Here is a 17,422-nt window from a genome sequence, read left to right on the forward strand (position 1 = left end):
ATTCACTCCGTCATAATGTTTGGTGTAATTCCGAAATTGTCATAAACAATTGACGATACAAGATTTGTGTACCGAACAAATTCTTTGTCTATATATATGCTGATTGACGCTATGATTATGCCGTTGTTTTCAACTCTGCTCAAAATTATGTCACACGATTTGATTGTTATATTATTCTGTAAAAGAAGATTTTTTAATGCAGTTTCAAGATTTATCTCCGTCTGCTTTATAACGGCATTGCTGTATGCCTCATCATCAGTTGATATTTCTTTTGCAGAATTTTGATTTTCTTCAACATTAGTATTAAATGATGACACGGCATTTTTTATGGGAACAACCATACAGCAGATAATAAAAGCGCCTAAAACAAGGCTGATGATTTTCTTTGTACTGCCGTCTGTAACAAAGGTCTGAACAAGCGAGCATATTAACGCAGACGCACACATTACAACAACAACCGTAAAAAGTCCGCTCATGATGAACCTCCGCCAAGCATAATTACCGCCGCCGTTGAAAGAATGTAAATTGACATAATGCACAGCAAAACGGCTATGAGAGTTGAAAACACAGACGATATGTTTTCAAGCAGTTTTGCCGGACCGTTTAGATTGAGAACCTCTGCCGTTGATTTGCCGATCCAAAGGGTGAACATCCACATTACTCCCTGCAAAATCACTGGCATAAACACAATTGTAACGGACAGAATCACTATTATTCCTATTCCCGATTTCAAAAGTCCGATACTTCCCTGAACTACCTTGTAGGCATCCGAAAGTGCCGAACCGACTATCGGAATAAATGAATTGAGAGTAAACCTTACAGCACGGGTTGAAACATTGTCAACCGAAACGCTTATAAGCTGTCTGAATGTCAGCACGGCTGTGAAGATTGTCATAGCAAAACCCAAAAGCCACTTTACGCTCTTTGAAATCATTGACATAAAACCGCTGAGATTTACGGACGGCGATACTGATGATGTTATTGACAGACCGAGAAACATATTGAGCAGAGGAACGATTATTTTTGATGAAAGCTGTGACACACCCTCCCCTGCCCCTATCATTACGGCATAGTATGATGCCGAACCTGCCACAGAACCCGAGCTTGCCATAATTACAGCCATAACAGGAACATAGGCAAGCATTATATTTGATGCGGTGCAGATTACCGAACCCGTTGATGCGATTACTCCGACAGCGGGGACTACTGCGGCACAGGTTACACAGAGCGTTGCGGTTATATTCAGCGAGTTTGAAATATCACAGGAGAGCGAACCGTTGTAGGCGCTGATTACGGAACAGAGCAAAAGCAAGGCGGTTATATTGACAAGACCTTTGAGCGGTGAAGAAATGTTGCCGAGTGCAAGCGAGAGAATTTCGCCCATTACATTTTCAAAAGACAGGTTGGCAAGCTTTGAAAAATCCCCCAAATCAACGCCCATATTCTGAAGACTTTGCTTTATATCGTCGGACAGCGAATCAAAAACATTTGACATATCATAAATCATTTCACCTTCTTCAGCGTTTGCACAGACACATGAAAGGGCGATAAGCACAAACACGACAGTAATTATTACAACACTTTTTTTCACTTCTTCACCTCAATTGCCTGCAAGTGACAACACGGTTTTTAAAATATCCGAATAAAGCGGAAGTGCCGTTACAGTGACCATAATTTTTCCCGCAAGCGAAACATTTGACGCAAGCGACTGACTGCCCGAATCCTTGCAGGTATTCACGGCGAACTCGGTGACAAGGCATATTCCGATTGATTTCAGCAGAATTACTATGTAGTCAATGCTTATTCCCGATGACGCTATGATTTGATTGATTGTTGTAACGATAGCCGAAACCTGAGTAAGCACGCCGATTAAAATAATAACGGAACAGCTTATACCGAGCATTACGGAGATTTCCGCATTTTTGGGTTTGAGCATTACGCAGATTATTACGGTCACAACGGCAAGCACGGAAATTGACAGAATATTCATATCAAAAACCGAAAAGCTGTTTTATTGTGTTGAACAGAGTGCTGATTTGCGTTATTATCAGCGTCAACACAACTATAAGTCCGGCAAGCGAGGTCAGCATTGCCTGCTCCTCTCTACCGCTTCGTATGAGAAGTTGGGTAAGAACCGCAACAATTATGCCGACAGCGGCAATTTTGAAAATAAGCTCAACATCCATTACTACCTCTAAATCATCATAAGGGCGATTGCACTTCCTGCAAAAAATCCCATTGTTTTATATAGCTTTGATTTTTTTGTTATGGCATCAAGGGCTGATGAAAGCTGCTTTGAAAATGACACCTCGTAGAGTTCAAGATGTTTTAACTGCCCCTCTGTATCGGTTTTTCCGAGCTGACCTCCGAAATCGTTCAGCATTGAAATATCAGATTTTGAAAGCGGTATTTCAGAAGATAATTGTTTTACCCTTTCAAGCCACAATTCGTCAAAAGGTCTGTCACATTCTGAAAAAAGCAATAAATCAAGGTTTGAATTTTCTGCACAGGAATTAACCAGAGTGAAGATATCATCACCGCTGTAGCGAAGATTTGTTGCAAGCAATGATATAAATTCCGTGAATGATTTCAGAAAATCTCTGCGTTTGTATAACCTACCCGACAAAACAAAACCTATCATTGTACCCGTACAGACAACAAGCAAACATCCTATGAGTTTAAACGGCAAAGTTGTCACCTACCTGCGATATTTTCACAATTTCACCTGCGTGGGTTCGATTTGACAGAAACACAAGCGTTTGAAATGCTCCTGTTTTCATGAGAGAAACCATGTTTGCTTTCTGTTTCAGTTCGTATTCATTTGCACAATGCGTTGATGAAATTATCCGAACTCCGCAGTTGACCGACTTTTCTACGGCATAGATATCTTCTTTTGAGCCTATTTCATCGCAGATAACAATTTCGGGTGCCATACTGCGGATTGCGTGAAGCATTGCCTCGCTCTTGTTGTATGAATCATAGACATCGCACATTCCGATATCATTCTGAAATTTACCCGATGCCGTGCCTGCAAGCTCTCCTCTTTCATCAATCAGGGCAACATTCTTCTTGCCCTTGGTTGACAGAAGTCTTGCAAGGTCACGAAGTACGGTTGTTTTTCCGCTGCAAGGTGCTCCGCATATGAGAACACCTCCCGAAACGGCAATTATCTTATTATAAAGAGAATCCGCACAACCCTTATGCTCCCTTGCTATGCGGACATTGATTGAGGTTATGTCACGGATATTCACAATTTTTCCGTTGTTTACGACCGCTGTTCCGCAGATTCCTGCCCTGTGACCGCCGTACATTGTGACAAAGCCGTTTACAATTTCGTTCTGTCTGTTATACACGGAGTAGTTGCAAATGTTGTTGAAAGTATCGACAATATCGGCCTTTGACACAACAAGCATTGCACCGTCAAGGATTGTATTGCTAAGTCCACCGTTTTGCGTTAAGTAGTATGTATTGTCGGGACAAACAAGTGCAAGCGGTCGTGAAAGCCGCAATCTGATTTCCTGAACCGAATCGGCTAATTTAGGTGCAAGCGGTAAAAGTCTGCGTGAAATATTCTTGCAAAGGCAGTTGAGGGCCGCCGTAAATCTCTTTTCGTTTTGTTCAGCAAGCATATTTTAAATTCCTCCCAAAAGAGTTTGTACAATAAATACTATGCAGACAAGCACAGTCATATGTCAAAAGGGCAAAAAAATCCCCCGACATAAATCGGAGGATTGAAAATTGTTTTATTTGTTTTTAATTTCACTAAAGATAGCCTTATATTCTTCATCGGTGTAATCACCTGTAAAATTCATATTGCCGTCAGTAATTTCAACATTTATATACGGGTTTGAAACCGTCTTTCCGTTAATAACAAACCGAACAGCAGAACCGATATTATTTTTAGTGTAGGCTGCAAACTTATCAGTTCCGTCAGCTGTAAGCTTCATATTTAACACCATACCGTTAATATCATCAAGCAAACACACATACTCGATTTGAGAGGACTCAATAATAACTTTATTTTCATCTTCATTATCACGGATTTCTACATTGGTCGGATTATAAATTTTCGGCAATTCAGCATTTGATGTCTGAGCTGTTTCATTAACCGAGGTTGAAACCTGAACAGTTGTATTTTCAGCAGAAGTATCATTACTTTTTACATTTCCGCTGCAAGCAGATAATGCAACAGCAAGTAAAGCTACGACAGCTAAAATCAAATATTTTTTCAATTTAAGTACCCCTTTCGTTATAATTATATAACAACATAAACAGTGTCAAGTATTTATTGTAACTATTTCATTGACAGCATTTCTTTTAATTCTTCTTCGGAAATTATTGTAACGCCTAAGGTTTGGGCTTTGGTTAGTTTACTGCCGGCATCTTCGCCTGCCAAGACATATGAAGTCTTTTTTGAAACGGATGAACTTGTTTTGCCGCCGTTCTGTTCAATGAGTTTTGAGGCTTCACTTCTTGTCATTGTGGGAAGTGTGCCTGTGAGGACAAAGGTTTTGCCTTCAAAAAGACCTCCAGTGTTTTTCGGCTGAGAGGGTTTCATTTTCAGACCGAGTGATTTAAGGTCTGCAATAAGCTCCTTTGTACCGTCAAGTGAAAAATAATTTTCAAGGCTTTCCGCCATAACAGCACCGAAACCGTCTATTTTTTCAAAGTCCTCAGCCTTTGCGCTCATAATATCGTCAATTGTTGCAAAGTTTTCGCAGATTATCTTTGCGGCTTTAAGACCTATGTTACGGATTCCGAGAGCAAAAACAAGCCTGAAAAGTTCGTTTTCTTTTGATTTTTCTATTGAAGAAATAAGATTCTGAGCAGATTTTTCAGCCTTGCGTTCAAGGCTTGAAATATCTTCTGCTTTAAGTCTGTAGAGGTCGGCAGGAGATTTTACAAGTCCTTCGTCTGAAAGCTGTTCAAGAATTGCAGGACCGAGTCCGTCAATATCCATTGCGTCACGGCTTACAAAGTGAATAAGATGTCTTGTCAGCTGTGCCGGACAATCTGTGTTTGTGCAACGGATTGCCGCCTCGCTCTCATCGTGTGTAACAGGGTTACCGCAAGACGGGCATACGGACGGAAATTCAAACGGCACGGCATTTTCAGCGTGTTCCTTAACTGACAGAACTTCGGGAATAATCTCGCCTGCTTTTCTGATTATAACCGTATCGCCTACGCAAATGCCTTTTTCATCTATAAAATCTTTATTGTGGAGTGTGGCACGGCTTACTGTTGTTCCGGCAAGAAGTACGGGTTCAAAGTTGCCTACAGGAGTAAGCACACCTGTTCTGCCGACATTGATTTCGATATTGAGAAGTTTAGTAGGCTTCTCCTCGGGCGGATACTTATATGCCTCCGCCCATTTGGGATATTTTGCGGTACTGCCGAGAAGTCGGCGGCTTGCAAAGCTATCAACCTTGACAACAGCGCCGTCAATTGCATAATCAAGCTCTCCACGCATATTTCCTATGCGCTCAATTTCCTCAATCACCTCGTCAACATTATCGTAAACGCTGTAAAATGCAGTCGGAAAGCCGAGTTCCGTAAGATAGTCAAGCCCCTGAATATGGCTTTCAATCGTCATCCCTCTGATTTGCTGGATATTGAACACGAATATATCAAGACTTCTCTGAGCGGTTATTTTTGCATTTTTCTGACGAAGTGAGCCTGCGGCGGCATTTCGTGGATTTTTAAAGGTTTTTTCCTCGTTTTCTTCCTGTCTGCGAGTAAGTGCGTCAAATGAATTGAACGACATATACACCTCACCACGAACCTCAAAATATTCGGGTGCATTCGGAATACGCTTTGGCAGACTTTTAATTGTCATAAGATTTTCGGTTACATCTTCACCTACAGTGCCGTCGCCACGGGTTGAACCTCTTACAAAAACACCGTTTTCATATTCGCACGATACGGAAAGACCGTCAAATTTAGGTTCAACAACATAGCGTACATTCGGCACGGTTTCTCGCACTCTTGCGTCAAATTCACGAAGCTCTTCGTGTGAAAAACTATCGTGAAGGCTTTCCATTACAACCTCATGAGTAACAGGAGAAAACTTTTCTCCTGCATTACCGCCGACACGGTTTGTCGGTGACATAGGAGATTTGAGTGACGGAAACTCCTTTTCAATATTCTCAAGTTCACGCATGAGCATATCGTAATCGTAGTCGGAGATTTCCGGATCATCCTGATTGTAGTAAAGGTTGTTGTGGTATTCAAGCTGTTTTGTAAGCTCTTGGGCACGATTCTGAGCTGTTATAAAATCCATTTTGGTTTCCCCATATCATAAATTTATCGGTAAAATAAGTATCTGCACCTGTGTTTAAAATATTACCTGTTATTAACCTGTGAAGTTCCTTTTTCACGGAGGAAGGTTGATTCAAGGTCTGCAAGGTGAAGCTTTACGGCAAGCGGATACTTGTCATAAGCCTGACTGATTGTGTTGCTGTTTTTGTCACCAAATTCACCCATATGCCAACGAATTGCCATAGCCTCATCAATTTTAAGGTGCATTTTGCGTTCAATGAGAAAAACAGACTTTTCACCGTGACCGTAGGGAAACTGATCTTCAATTGCATAATACGGCACTTTTTCCCACTGACCTGTTTTTTCATTCTTAACATTTCTGCTTGAAACCTTATAGAACTGAGCCTTGCACAAATCGTGAAGAAGTCCGCAGATTGCAAAACTTTCAATATTGTCGGTTTCTTCATCATAGTGCTTTTCCATCATTGTATTGAACACGCTGACGGAGTGCATTACAAGACCGTTTTCACAGGCACAATGATATTTTGAACTTGCAGGGGCGGTAAAAAAATCGGTTCTTTTGAGCCATTCAAGAAGCTCGTCAGCACCCTGTCTTGTGATATATTTGTTGTAGATTTCAATAAATTCTTCCTGCGGTGTCATATTAATCCTCCTCATATTATTGTATTTTTAAAAAGGCAACAGCAGATAATCTGCCGTTGCCCTGCATTAAAAGTTCAAAAGATTTACTTTGCTGAAGTTGTAGCTGTTTCCGTAGCCGCCTCGGTTACTGCTGCTGTAGTAGCCTTTGCAGAACCGTCATCCTTTGTATAGAGAATGTCATTGAGCTTGAGTCCGTTGCTTTCTACGGAATAAGCAACATCCATTTCAACTTCATCTGTGTAATAGTACTTGATGATGATTGTGCCGTTTTTGATTAAGTAAGTACCGTCAACGTTGAGTGCGTCTGACTGGTTGATTTCAACAGTACCGTCATCATTGAACTTGTATGTCATCTTAGCGTAACCGTTATCATAAGTCCATGAACCTGTGATTTTCTTGTCAGCCTTGAAGTCCTTATCAACCTTCAATTCAGGCTTAACCTCTGAACCTGACTTGAGTTTCACCTTGTTGGCAGCAGTTGAAGTTGAAAGCTCAAGAGTTCTGCCGGAGAACATATTACCCGAAACAGCGTAGTTACAGCTTGTTTCATTGCCGTTAAGCGTCATGGCAAGTGTCTGTTTACCCGAATCATCTGTTGAAACCGTGTATGTACCGTTCCAAACCATTGAACCGATTCTGTAACTGAGAGTATTGTCACCGTTAAATGTGTAGTAAACATCAACTTTTGACGCCTCGTCGGATGATGCTGAATTGCCTGTTACATCAACAGATTCAATCCATGTTCCTACAATGCTTGTATCAAAAAATCCTTTGATTACGAAAAGAGTAGCTGCCGCAACCGCAACAATTACGATACCTATAATGATAGGAAGCTGAATAATACTCTTTTTCTTTGGCTGCTGAGCAATCACGCCGTTTTCGTTTGCAGGTTCTGTTTCAGCAAAAGACATTTCTTCGCTTTCTGTGGGCTCATCTGCAACGAATGTTGTATTTTCTGTTATTTCTGCTGTTGTATCTGTGTTGGTATTCTCTGCCTCATTTTCAGAAGTAAGAATTTCTTTATTCTCGTCCAACTGTGATACCTCCTTAAATTTTGTCATCGCTTTCTATCATACTATAAATATGAAAGAAAATCAACTGTTTTTTATGCCGTTAAAATGTAATGAAAATTATTTAAAATACATATAAAGTTCGCATTTAAGCGTTCCGTTATAAAGTTTGCGGCGTTTGTCAGCCTTTCTGCCGAAGATTTTTTCAAAATCGTCATCGGGGCTTATAACGGTGTAGCTTTTACCCTTCATTCTTTTAAAATGTTCACCCATAACTGCATACAGCTTTTCAGCTGATTTTACATCAAGTAATCGTTCACCGTATGGCGGATTTGTGATGATTGTCTGAAAACCGTCCTCAAGTTCAAAATCTTTAATATCACGGTTTGCAAATGTTATTCTGTCGGCAACTCCTGCAATTTCTGCGTTTTTCTTTGCGATTGCAAGGGCTGAATCATCTATATCGTAACCTGTTGCCCTGAACGTTGCGTCGTGTCTTATTTTCTGTCTTGCATTTTCTCTTGCTGTTTCAAAAACATCTTTCGGAACACAATTCCAATGTTCACAGGCAAAATAACGGTTAAGTCCCGGAGCAATGTTAAGTGCTTTCATAGCCGCCTCAATGAGAATTGTGCCGCTGCCGCACATAGGATCGGTTACAAAGTGGTTTGCCCTTACTCTTGAAAGGTCAACCATAGCGGCGGCAAGTGTTTCTTTTATAGGAGCATCATTTGAATCGGCACGATATCCACGCTTGTGAAGTCCTGCGCCCGAAGTGTCAAGCATAATACTTACCTTGTTGCGAAGAATGAGAAACTGAATCTGATGCGGAGCACCTGTTTCATCAAACCACGGGAGCATATATTTTTGTGAAAGGCGGTCTGCAACTGCCTTTTTAACGATTTTCTGACAATCGGGAATGCTCATAAGGTCGGAATCAAGACATCTTCCCTTTACGGGAAAAGCCTCGGAAATTCCGATATAATCCTCCCACGGGATTGCCTTTACGCCCTCGAACAAATTGTCAAAGGTGTGAACCTCAAATTCCGCAAGAAGAATGAGTATTCGCTCCGCATAACGGGAATTTATATTTGCAAGTGCAAGTGTTGACCAATCGCCTGTAAAGGTAACTCTGCCGTTTTCGGCATTGACATTTTCAACACCGAGATATCTCAGCTCATTTGCACAAAGACCTTCAAGACCGAAAATGCATGGAGCGGAAAATTTCATATTCATATTTATCTCCTGTTTTATTGATACACAAATTCTATTAAGACTGAAAGACAAAAAAACAGGGTATCGGAATAACCGATACCCCTTGCTTTTAAAAAATTAATCGGTTGTCGGCTCGAGCACACCATAGTTGCCGTCTGCACGCTTGTAAACAACATTGATTTCATCTGTCTCGGAATTGATAAACATAAAGAAGTTATGGTTTACCATATTCATTTCAAGAATAGCTTCATCAACCGAAATCGGTTTTACAAGAACATGTTTTTTACGAACTACGCTGTATTCATCGTCCTCCGGTTCATCAGTCTGAACAGCGTCCGTGATTAAATCTTCAATACCGGCGGATTTAATTTTCTTTTCAAGCCTCGTTTTATTCTTACGAATCTGACGCATAAGAATGTCGCAAACCTTGTCAAGAGCGTCATTCATTTCGGGCATTGTGCTTTCGGCACGATAAATCATACCGTTGTCACGGATTGTAATTTCAACAGTCTGACGGTTCTTTTCGAGGGTGACAACTACATTGACAGAAGCATCCTCCGAGAAAATACGATTAAACTTTGAAAGCTTTTTCTCGCATCTTTCCTTAAAGTTATCTCTGAGGTTGACTTTTCTTGCTGTGTAGGTGATTTTCATAAAATCTGCCTCCCTTATATAATTTTTTATTTTCTGCCGTTGCCGTTGCCTCTGCGACTGTAGCCACGGCTTTCTCCGCCACGCTTAAGATCGGACATCTTATCCTCGCTTGTCTGCTTGAACTTTGACATCATATCCTCAAACGAAGAGGGAGCATTTCTGCGTGAACTCTGCCACTCGTAATCACCCGGTGAAGTTACGGGCGGAGCAGGCTTGTATGGCTCTCTGCTTCTGTGATTCTGTCTTTGAGGTCTGTCAGAGCGTTTTCTCTGCTGTTGCTGTTCCTTCGGGAGAGCCTGTTTCATTGACAGACTGATTTTTCCGTCATTAAGAGCAAGCACCTTAACCTTTACTTCTTGTCCGACTTTTACATAATCACTGATTTCATTGATGAAGGTAGGTGCAACCTCCGAGATATGTACCATACCGGTTTTTGAATCCGGCAAATCAACAAATGCGCCGAATTTTGTAATACCTGATACTTTGCCTTCCAGAATCATTCCGACTTCAATAGCCATAAAAATTTATTACCCCTTAAAATTATTTCTACCCTTTTATTCTCCGGCAACATTAATGAAAATTCTTTCACCGTCACCGACATAGCCTAATTCATCCTTAGCTATTTTTTCAATATATTTTTTAAGATCGTCACCCTTGTAATTCTGAACCTTTTTCAGATACTGCGACTGAATCTCAACCACGCTGATTTGCTGTTGCAAATCCGTAAGCTCTGCCTTTTTCTCGGCAATCTGAACATTCTGATTGATAATTGTAATTACGGCATAAAAAACAAAACCGATAATTGCGAGATAAATCAGAATATATCTTCCTTTTTTACGCTTTTTCGGAGTTATCTCCTTTATTGCGCCGTCTTCTGTCTGCCGAGAAGCCGCAGTGCTTTCTTTTACTTTCTTTGTGCTTTTTTTCATCTTCAAAACTATCTGCTTTCTCTGCTGAATTATTATTATCGTTTCTAAATATACCTTTATTCTTACCCTCATTATACAATATGTTGTTGCTGTTTTTCAATAGCTTTTTCAGATTTTTTTTAATTTTTTGCGAAATTTTCACACAGACACTCTCCGTAAAACGAATCATCGGACAATATACAAGCGATAAAAGTCTGCCGAGGGTTAATCGACAAATAACAAAACCGAGAAATGAACCGACCGTTACAAACACTCTGAAAAATCCCAGCATATATGCAACGGAAAAAATGAACAGATTAAGTGATACAATAAAAACATAAAGAAAGTCTGTAACAAAAACCGACGCTTTTCCTTTGCAAAGCGTCATTCTGATTATTTTAAATATATCATACAGCAATCCTGCCGCCGCTCCGAATACAAGTGAACAGAGAAATGCGGTTGACTGCTGTGCAAAAGTCAGCTCCAAGATTACACCTACTTAAAGAGTTTTGAAAGTTTGGATTTTGACGCACCGTTGCCGAGGTATTGCATTGCGTTAATTTTTCCGTCAATTGAAACATCTCCCGTTTCAAGGTTTAACTTATCAATGTGCAGATTTTCCCCTTTGATTACAAGGCACCCGCAGGAGGTTTTTACCGACACCGTTTCCTCGTTGAAGCCCGACACATCCTCCGTGCCTGTCATAACAAGCTTCCCCCTGTTATCAAGCATAACCGTATGATTCTTAGCCTTTGGCATTTCCTGCATAAAAAAACCTCCGTATAAATTATTTGTCAGTAATTTATACGGAGAAAAAAATAAAATTATTCTTCTTTTTTTGAGATTTTATGTATAACAACATAGTGCATCAGATTGCCATCAACAATAACATGAGCAATAGCAAGAAGAGGGAATTCAGAGAAGAACGCCTCCTGATTGCCTTTTACACCCTTTGCCGTAAAACCAAGCACCACAATCAGTTATATCACATTGTTTAACACAACAATATTTCATAGTTTAATACCTCAACTTACGATTTATTTATATTTATTAAGTTGATAATTATTCCTACTAGTAAACCTGATGAATGTCGTGGTATACACATATTCTCCTCGTGTGTAGATTATTTTAACGAATTTAAAAATTGGCATACCGAAATAATGAACAATAAAGTCATTATTACGAAAGAGCCATTGGGTATATTTATCTGTGTGTAAAACTTCATTACAATAATCCCAATGTAAGTAATTACAGATAATATTGCCAATATTAAATTAATTGTCTTATTCATAATCTACTCACCTAATTTCATCCAAAGTAATATTTTGTGTTTTAATTTTGGTAAAAAATCAGACTGCCGCCTCATACATTGTTGCCGCATCTTCCTTGCGAACAACTTCTTTTACCTCTGTAACCTTAACCTTTACACTTTTTGAACCGAGTGTGATTTCGATTACATCACCGACTTTTACATCATAGGACGCACGGGCAACCTTGTCATTAACTGTGATTTTGCCTGCGTCACACGCCTCATTTGCAACTGTTCTGCGTTTGATGAGTCGGGATACTTTTAAATATTTATCAAGTCGCATATTATAAACCCTTCCGATTTTTAATAAAAAATTTTTAACAAAAAAGGGTAATGATACAGCGTACCATTACCCGAAATATAAAACAAGATTACTTGTTTACTACATCCTTAAAGCCCTTGCCTGCCTTGAATGCAGGAACCTTTGAAGCAGAAATTTCGATTGATTTACCTGTTCTTGGGTCACAACCTGTTCTTGCATTTCTCTGACGCTGTTCAAATGTGCCGAAACCTGCGATCTGAATCTTTTCGCCTTCAGCTACTGTATTGATGATTGTGTCAATTGTTGAAGAAACTGCCTTTTCTGCATCCTTCTTTGAAAGTCCGCTCTGCTCGGCAACTGCAGCAATAAGTTCTGTTTTGTTCATAATAATAAACCTCCAATTAATAATTCTTAGATAATTTAACTTCATCCCAAAGGGAATCGAGTACAGATAACGGTGCCGTTTTCATATCTATTCCACGCTCGTTTGCGAGCTTTTCAACAGACGAAAAACGGTCGGTGAATTTGTCACAGGCATCGTAGAGTGCGTGTTCGCTGTCAATGTTCAAAAATCTTGCAACATTAACTGCTGAGAAAAGCACATCACCGAGTTCTTCACGCTGATTTTCAGCATCATTGTTTTTAACAGCGGCTTTAAGCTCTTCACATTCTTCAAAAAGCTTATCAAGCGCACCGTTTACATTTTCCCAGTCAAAACCGACCTTTGCGGCCTTCTGCTGGATTTTTGTACTGCGCATGAGCGACGGAAGTGCCTTTGACACGCTGAGAATTGCCTGTGTCTGAGTTTTCTGGGATTTTGTTTTCATCTTAATGGCATCCCAGTTTTTGAGAACCTTTTCGGTAGTGTCAGCGTTGACATCGCCGAAAACATGGGGATGACGGATAATGAGCTTTTTGCAGATTCCGTCACAAACATCATTTATATCAAATGTTCCCTGTTCACTTTCGATTTCCGCATGCAGAGCAACCTGCAGAAGAACATCACCGAGTTCTTCTTTAAGCAAATCGAGGTCGTCGGTATCAATTGCCTCAACAGCCTCATAGGTTTCCTCAATAAAATTTGAGCGGATTGACTTGTGAGTCTGTTCTCTGTCCCACGGACAACCGTCGGGTGCACGAAGGATTTTTACTATCTCAACAAGGTCATTAAAATTATAATTTTCTTTTTCTGTAAAGTTCATTCGTGACATCTCCGATAATCTTATTAGACAATGCAAATTTTATCTGAGAAGCGGAAACAACCGCAACAGATATATATTTTACCTAATTAATCCTAATTTTTCAAGTGTTTTTGCAATTTTCTCACCTTTCGGCAAAAATTTCAGTTCTGTTGCCGTAAAAGCACGCAATATCAACAACACAGCAATATAAACGATAACCGCAACAAAGATTGCAACTGCAAGCGAAACTGCGATTGACATTCTTGCAGAGCCGATAATGCTTTCCATAAGGTGATATGCGCCGAATGCCGAAGCGGCACTTGCAATCGCACCGATAAGCGGTTTTACTGTTGTACCGAATAAATCAGGCTTGATTTTTGAATACTTGATAAGCAGATACATACCTACGATTGTCATAATTGCATAGGTAATCATTGAACCGACAGTTGCACCCTGAACATTGATTTCCGGAACGCTTACAAACATCCATGTAATGCCGATCTTGACAGCCATACAAACTGTGTATAGTTTCATCGGGAGGTCAACCCTGCCGATACCCTGGAGCATACTGCATACAGGAGTTGACGCCGCACCGAATATTGTTGTAACACCCATGATGAGGAGAATTCTTCCGCCGACATCCGTAATAAGCGGATCGTTATACACAAGTCCCATAATCGGGAACGAAAGTGCCATCATACCGAGAGCCATCGGGAATGTAAAAAGCATTGTAAGGCGGATAACAGTTTCGATTGACTTTTTGAGTTCGTCCTTGTTGCCCTTTGTCCATGCACTTGTTACATTCGGCATAGCACTTGAACCGAACACCTGTGTTACGGCTGTTACAAGCTGAAGAAAAGTGAGAGCGGCTGAGTAGCAGCCCCAAAGGCTGGTGTGGATTGTCTTTGTGTCGGCATAGAACATATCGGCTGTAAAATACTTACTGTACTGTGCCTGAAGAGCCTGCGGATTAGTTTCAATCATATTGAGGAGTACACGCTGAACAATTACCTGGTCAATAAGCGAACCTACGCTCATAATGAGTGAACCCATTGCAACAGGAATGGCTGTTTTGAGAATCTTGTTAAAAGTTTCTCTTTTTGAACGAGCCTCTACGGAATTACGGTAGTATTCTTCCGGAATTCCGTCACCCTGAATTTTAAATTTGAGAATATAGAACACAAATGATGCGGCGCTTCCGAGGGTGATACCAATAATTGCACCGGCAACCGAGAATGAAACAATTGTCTGATAAGCCTCGGTTTGATTTGCAATGTAAAGTCCGAAAACCGTGCCTGACTCAGCATAAGAATTCATACCGAGGTGTGCAATGATGTAAGCGAGGAATGCACCGATAAAGAGCTTGATTGTTGCCTCGATAATTTCCGAAACGGCAGTCGGGAACATGTTGCGCTGACCTTCGTAGTATCCTCTGTAAATTGAAACGAGGCAACCGAATAATACCGTCGGAGAAAGGCAGAGCATACCGAGCAATGAATACGGTGACTCAATAATCTGAACATAGATAAAGCTTGCACCGACAAGAATTGCAAATGAAAGAATGCCGACAATAACGAAGAAAGGAATTGAAACCCTATGAATTTGTTTTACATCGTTAAATCGTTTTTGTGCCGTACTTTCAGATACAAGTCTTGAAATTGCTATCGGCAGACCGCCCGTTGCAACCGTGAAAATTACGACAAAAATTTCATAGGCATTACTGTAAAGGCCCAAACCGAAAGATGCAAAATTGACGGTTTCCGTTCCGCCTGCAACAGCCTGTTCAAAAGAAACACCGGAGAAAATACCTGTAAGAATAACCTTGTCAAGAAGTCCGAAAACCTTGACAATTACCATACTTAAAGTAAGAATTGCCGCACCTTTGACAAAGGTTTGAGAAGCGTCCTTCTCAGCGTTTGCAACGGCATTGTATTTTTTAGTTTTTAATTTAGACAAAAATAATCACCCATTAATAAAAAATCAAAGTTCAAAATCCTCATCAGTATCGTCGATCTTGATACCGCAGATGTTGCAGAATACAGAATTTTTAGGAATAACAGCATTGCATCCGGGACATCTTCTCTGATCTTTTGCCACGGCAATATGTTCGTTTACAACATCAAGATTATCTTTCAAATCGGAAATTTCCGAAACGATAAGCTTAATCTGCTGTGAATTGTCCGTTCCGTGAACCTCAGATTTGTATGTAAGAGCACCGAGTTCACGAAGCTTTTTGTTGATATCGCCTCTGATTTCAGCGGCAGTAATCTTGTGCTTTGAAACATCATAAACTGTTGACGCTTTCTGCGAAACAGCAGACGCACAGGCTTTTGCATTGACCACTACATCGTCAAAAATTTCATCAAATTTTCCCATATTAATCCGACCTTTCTTAAAATTATCTCATCAGAAAAACAAATTATGAACAAAAATTATGTTTTGTTCAATATATGACAATTTCACTTCCGTATGCAATCACATATGTCGTATTATAACACCGTTGACAGCATTAATCAACTGTGTTATTGACCATAAAACTGCATTATCCCGGACTTTCTTTGAATAAGTTCATCAAAACGGTCAATGTATTCGTACGGATATTTAAAATTGAATATTCTTTCAAGATAATCGGGATTGTTGCGTTTCAGTTTTGTAACACCGCCCGAACCGCAGGCAAGGATTGTGTGGGTTTCGTCCATAACATAAACATTGTATAGGCTTTCAAAGCCTTTTTTTGACCAGCCGACATTTTCAAGATTACCGACCATTCTGCTCTGACGATACATATAGTACGGAATGTACTCGTTTTGTCCGAGAATATTCTGCGTGTATGCAAGCATTTCTCTTGCATCTCTCGCCTGTTGCAAATCAAGCGTTACTCCCTCGGTTGTAAGGCGGGACGCTCTTTTCATGCAAAGCGTGTGAACCGTGATACATTCCGCATTCAGCCTGACGATTGAATCAAGTGAATTTTTAAAGCTTTCGGGGGTATCTGTCGGCAAGCCCGCAATGAGGTCTGTGTTGATATTATCAAAGCCGCATTTTCTTGCAAGTTCAAAAGCGTCAAAAAACTGCTGAGCAGTATGCTTTCTTCCGATAGTTTTCAGCACCTCATCGTTTACAGTCTGCGGATTTATGCTGATTCGATCAACTTTATTTTCTTTTAAAGCAAAAAGTTTTGCAATGTCAATTGTATCGGGGCGACCTGCCTCGACCGTAAATTCACGACAGGTTGACATATCAAAGCTTTTGTTTACTGTTCTAAGCACCGTATCAAGCTGTTCGGCACTCAGAGTAGTGGGAGTGCCGCCGCCGAAATATACGGTTTCAAGCCTTAAACCAAGCTTGTTTGCAATTTCGGCTGTCTGTTTAATTTCTTCGCATAATAGCTTTGTGTACGGTTCAATCAGCTTTTCAGACCTTTCGATTGACGCCATTACAAATGAGCAATAACTGCACCTTGACGGACAAAAAGGGATTCCGACATAAAGACTGAACGATTCGGGTTTTGAAAGTTCAAGAATTTTTCGTTCGTTATGCTCGGTTTTCCTTGACAATGCTATTTTTTCGTTGCTGACAAAAAAATCTTTCTCAAACTTTTTTACAGCCTGTTCTTCACTTAATTCTTCGGCAAGTCGTCTTAAAAGCTTTACGGGGCGAACTCCCGTAAGTATTCCCCACGGCTGTGTAAGTCCCGTAAAATCACATAGAAGTTTGTACAAAAGCTGTGCCGAAACAAGCTCGTTGTCATCATCCGTAAGCTTTTTTACAGCTGTTTCGGACTTATTAAAAGAGCCGATATTCACCGAAATTGTGATTTTATCCGAAACCTCCGTATAGATATACGGAGGCTGTGGTTCAGAAAAATCTCTTATTACCGTTATTTTTTCATTTGGAAAGAAAAGCCTTGTAAGATTTTCAAGTTCAAAATGAAAATTGTGATTTTTTACATATAAATTCAT

At 40.2% G+C, this 17,422-nt stretch carries 22 protein-coding genes and 1 pseudogene; all 23 read right to left on the reverse strand.

The annotated features are described in order from the left end of the window. Nucleotides 1–2: 2 nt before the first annotated feature. A complete protein-coding gene (locus WMO31_RS08880) occupies nt 3–476 on the reverse strand; it encodes a stage III sporulation protein AF (RefSeq protein ID WP_367999550.1) in 474 nt (157 codons plus the stop codon). Next, entirely contained in the window at nt 473–1,591 is a 1,119-nt protein-coding gene (locus WMO31_RS08885; RefSeq protein ID WP_367999551.1) for a stage III sporulation protein AE, read from the reverse strand. The genes WMO31_RS08880 and WMO31_RS08885 overlap by 4 nt, the downstream gene beginning before the upstream one ends. A gap of 9 nt (nt 1,592–1,600) precedes the next feature. Beyond that, nucleotides 1,601–1,990, reverse strand: a complete 390-nt coding sequence (locus WMO31_RS08890; RefSeq protein ID WP_015524028.1) for a SpoIIIAC/SpoIIIAD family protein — start codon at nt 1,988–1,990, stop codon at nt 1,601–1,603. 1 nt (nt 1,991) lies between these two features. Further along, on the reverse strand, nt 1,992–2,186 hold the full coding sequence (gene spoIIIAC / locus WMO31_RS08895; RefSeq protein ID WP_015524029.1) for a stage III sporulation protein AC: 195 nt from the start codon (nt 2,184–2,186) through the stop codon (nt 1,992–1,994). 8 nt (nt 2,187–2,194) lie between these two features. Continuing rightward, on the reverse strand, nt 2,195–2,689 hold the full coding sequence (locus WMO31_RS08900) for a stage III sporulation protein AB (protein WP_046432216.1): 495 nt from the start codon (nt 2,687–2,689) through the stop codon (nt 2,195–2,197). After that, on the reverse strand, nt 2,679–3,629 hold the full coding sequence (locus tag WMO31_RS08905) for an AAA ATPase domain-containing protein (protein ID WP_117847451.1): 951 nt from the start codon (nt 3,627–3,629) through the stop codon (nt 2,679–2,681). The genes WMO31_RS08900 and WMO31_RS08905 overlap by 11 nt, the downstream gene beginning before the upstream one ends. 114 nt (nt 3,630–3,743) lie before the next feature. Beyond that, a complete protein-coding gene (locus WMO31_RS08910; protein WP_367999552.1) occupies nt 3,744–4,232 on the reverse strand; it encodes a SecDF P1 head subdomain-containing protein in 489 nt (162 codons plus the stop codon). Nucleotides 4,233–4,294: 62 nt separating this feature from the next. Continuing rightward, on the reverse strand, nt 4,295–6,280 hold the full coding sequence (ligA, locus tag WMO31_RS08915; RefSeq protein ID WP_367999553.1) for an NAD-dependent DNA ligase LigA: 1,986 nt from the start codon (nt 6,278–6,280) through the stop codon (nt 4,295–4,297). 62 nt (nt 6,281–6,342) lie between these two features. Continuing rightward, nucleotides 6,343–6,921 carry a hypothetical protein gene (locus WMO31_RS08920; protein WP_015524032.1) on the reverse strand — a complete coding sequence of 193 codons (579 nt, stop codon included), beginning with the start codon at nt 6,919–6,921 and terminating at the stop codon, nt 6,343–6,345. Nucleotides 6,922–7,004: 83 nt separating this feature from the next. Next, nucleotides 7,005–7,955 (reverse strand): DUF5640 domain-containing protein, encoded by a 951-nt coding sequence (locus WMO31_RS08925; protein ID WP_367999554.1) that lies wholly within the window; start codon nt 7,953–7,955, stop codon nt 7,005–7,007. A gap of 96 nt (nt 7,956–8,051) precedes the next feature. Beyond that, the gene (locus WMO31_RS08930) at nt 8,052–9,167 is read right to left on the reverse strand and encodes a THUMP domain-containing class I SAM-dependent RNA methyltransferase (RefSeq protein WP_367999555.1); all 1,116 of its coding nucleotides are present in this window, start codon (nt 9,165–9,167) and stop codon (nt 8,052–8,054) included. 96 nt (nt 9,168–9,263) lie between these two features. After that, nucleotides 9,264–9,800, reverse strand: coding sequence for a ribosome hibernation-promoting factor, HPF/YfiA family (gene hpf / locus WMO31_RS08935; RefSeq protein WP_367999556.1), 537 nt, complete (start codon nt 9,798–9,800; stop codon nt 9,264–9,266). Nucleotides 9,801–9,826: 26 nt separating this feature from the next. Further along, the gene (locus tag WMO31_RS08940; protein ID WP_015524035.1) at nt 9,827–10,318 is read right to left on the reverse strand and encodes a S1 RNA-binding domain-containing protein; all 492 of its coding nucleotides are present in this window, start codon (nt 10,316–10,318) and stop codon (nt 9,827–9,829) included. A 36-nt stretch (nt 10,319–10,354) separates the two neighbouring features. Then, nucleotides 10,355–10,729, reverse strand: coding sequence for an FtsB family cell division protein (locus WMO31_RS08945; RefSeq protein WP_015524036.1), 375 nt, complete (start codon nt 10,727–10,729; stop codon nt 10,355–10,357). Further along, on the reverse strand, nt 10,635–11,195 hold the full coding sequence (gene yabQ / locus WMO31_RS11235; protein WP_046432227.1) for a spore cortex biosynthesis protein YabQ: 561 nt from the start codon (nt 11,193–11,195) through the stop codon (nt 10,635–10,637). Before yabQ ends, WMO31_RS08945 begins: the two co-directional genes overlap by 95 nt. 8 nt (nt 11,196–11,203) lie before the next feature. Next, entirely contained in the window at nt 11,204–11,476 is a 273-nt protein-coding gene (yabP, locus tag WMO31_RS08950) for a sporulation protein YabP (protein ID WP_015524037.1), read from the reverse strand. Between the two features lie 62 nt (nt 11,477–11,538). After that, a pseudogene (locus WMO31_RS08955) lies at nt 11,539–11,676 on the reverse strand (cysteine peptidase family C39 domain-containing protein); the annotation flags it as partial. A 381-nt stretch (nt 11,677–12,057) separates the two neighbouring features. After that, nucleotides 12,058–12,300, reverse strand: coding sequence for an RNA-binding S4 domain-containing protein (locus WMO31_RS08960; RefSeq protein WP_015524038.1), 243 nt, complete (start codon nt 12,298–12,300; stop codon nt 12,058–12,060). 88 nt (nt 12,301–12,388) lie between these two features. Further along, nucleotides 12,389–12,664 (reverse strand): HU family DNA-binding protein, encoded by a 276-nt coding sequence (locus WMO31_RS08965; protein WP_367999557.1) that lies wholly within the window; start codon nt 12,662–12,664, stop codon nt 12,389–12,391. A gap of 16 nt (nt 12,665–12,680) precedes the next feature. Next, nucleotides 12,681–13,481 carry a nucleoside triphosphate pyrophosphohydrolase gene (mazG, locus tag WMO31_RS08970; protein WP_021884180.1) on the reverse strand — a complete coding sequence of 267 codons (801 nt, stop codon included), beginning with the start codon at nt 13,479–13,481 and terminating at the stop codon, nt 12,681–12,683. Between the two features lie 78 nt (nt 13,482–13,559). Beyond that, entirely contained in the window at nt 13,560–15,416 is a 1,857-nt protein-coding gene (locus WMO31_RS08975; protein WP_367999558.1) for a putative polysaccharide biosynthesis protein, read from the reverse strand. Between the two features lie 24 nt (nt 15,417–15,440). Beyond that, entirely contained in the window at nt 15,441–15,836 is a 396-nt protein-coding gene (locus tag WMO31_RS08980) for a zinc ribbon domain-containing protein (protein WP_015524041.1), read from the reverse strand. A 146-nt stretch (nt 15,837–15,982) separates the two neighbouring features. Then, nucleotides 15,983–17,422 carry a coproporphyrinogen dehydrogenase HemZ gene (hemZ, locus tag WMO31_RS08985; RefSeq protein ID WP_367999559.1) on the reverse strand — a complete coding sequence of 480 codons (1,440 nt, stop codon included), beginning with the start codon at nt 17,420–17,422 and terminating at the stop codon, nt 15,983–15,985.

This window comes from Ruminococcoides intestinale, from assembly GCF_040095935.1.
GTDB lineage: Bacteria > Bacillota > Clostridia > Oscillospirales > Acutalibacteraceae > Ruminococcoides > Ruminococcoides intestinale.

What these genes read in the sequence shown, in the direction of transcription:
- WMO31_RS08880 (WP_367999550.1), bottom strand. Translation starts at nt 476, where the DNA reads ATGAGCGGACTTTTTACGGTTGTTGTTGTAATGTGTGCGTCTGCGTTA.
- WMO31_RS08890 (WP_015524028.1), bottom strand. Translation starts at nt 1,990, where the DNA reads ATGAATATTCTGTCAATTTCCGTGCTTGCCGTTGTGACCGTAATAATC.
- spoIIIAC (WP_015524029.1), bottom strand. Translation starts at nt 2,186, where the DNA reads ATGGATGTTGAGCTTATTTTCAAAATTGCCGCTGTCGGCATAATTGTT.
- WMO31_RS08905 (WP_117847451.1), bottom strand. Translation starts at nt 3,629, where the DNA reads ATGCTTGCTGAACAAAACGAAAAGAGATTTACGGCGGCCCTCAACTGC.
- ligA (WP_367999553.1), bottom strand. Translation starts at nt 6,280, where the DNA reads ATGGATTTTATAACAGCTCAGAATCGTGCCCAAGAGCTTACAAAACAG.
- WMO31_RS08920 (WP_015524032.1), bottom strand. Translation starts at nt 6,921, where the DNA reads ATGACACCGCAGGAAGAATTTATTGAAATCTACAACAAATATATCACA.
- WMO31_RS08930 (WP_367999555.1), bottom strand. Translation starts at nt 9,167, where the DNA reads ATGAATATGAAATTTTCCGCTCCATGCATTTTCGGTCTTGAAGGTCTT.
- hpf (WP_367999556.1), bottom strand. Translation starts at nt 9,800, where the DNA reads ATGAAAATCACCTACACAGCAAGAAAAGTCAACCTCAGAGATAACTTT.
- WMO31_RS08940 (WP_015524035.1), bottom strand. Translation starts at nt 10,318, where the DNA reads ATGGCTATTGAAGTCGGAATGATTCTGGAAGGCAAAGTATCAGGTATT.
- WMO31_RS08945 (WP_015524036.1), bottom strand. Translation starts at nt 10,729, where the DNA reads ATGAAAAAAAGCACAAAGAAAGTAAAAGAAAGCACTGCGGCTTCTCGG.
- yabP (WP_015524037.1), bottom strand. Translation starts at nt 11,476, where the DNA reads ATGCAGGAAATGCCAAAGGCTAAGAATCATACGGTTATGCTTGATAAC.
- WMO31_RS08960 (WP_015524038.1), bottom strand. Translation starts at nt 12,300, where the DNA reads ATGCGACTTGATAAATATTTAAAAGTATCCCGACTCATCAAACGCAGA.
- WMO31_RS08965 (WP_367999557.1), bottom strand. Translation starts at nt 12,664, where the DNA reads ATGAACAAAACAGAACTTATTGCTGCAGTTGCCGAGCAGAGCGGACTT.
- mazG (WP_021884180.1), bottom strand. Translation starts at nt 13,481, where the DNA reads ATGAACTTTACAGAAAAAGAAAATTATAATTTTAATGACCTTGTTGAG.
- WMO31_RS08980 (WP_015524041.1), bottom strand. Translation starts at nt 15,836, where the DNA reads ATGGGAAAATTTGATGAAATTTTTGACGATGTAGTGGTCAATGCAAAA.
- hemZ (WP_367999559.1), bottom strand. Translation starts at nt 17,422, where the DNA reads ATGAATTTATATGTAAAAAATCACAATTTTCATTTTGAACTTGAAAAT.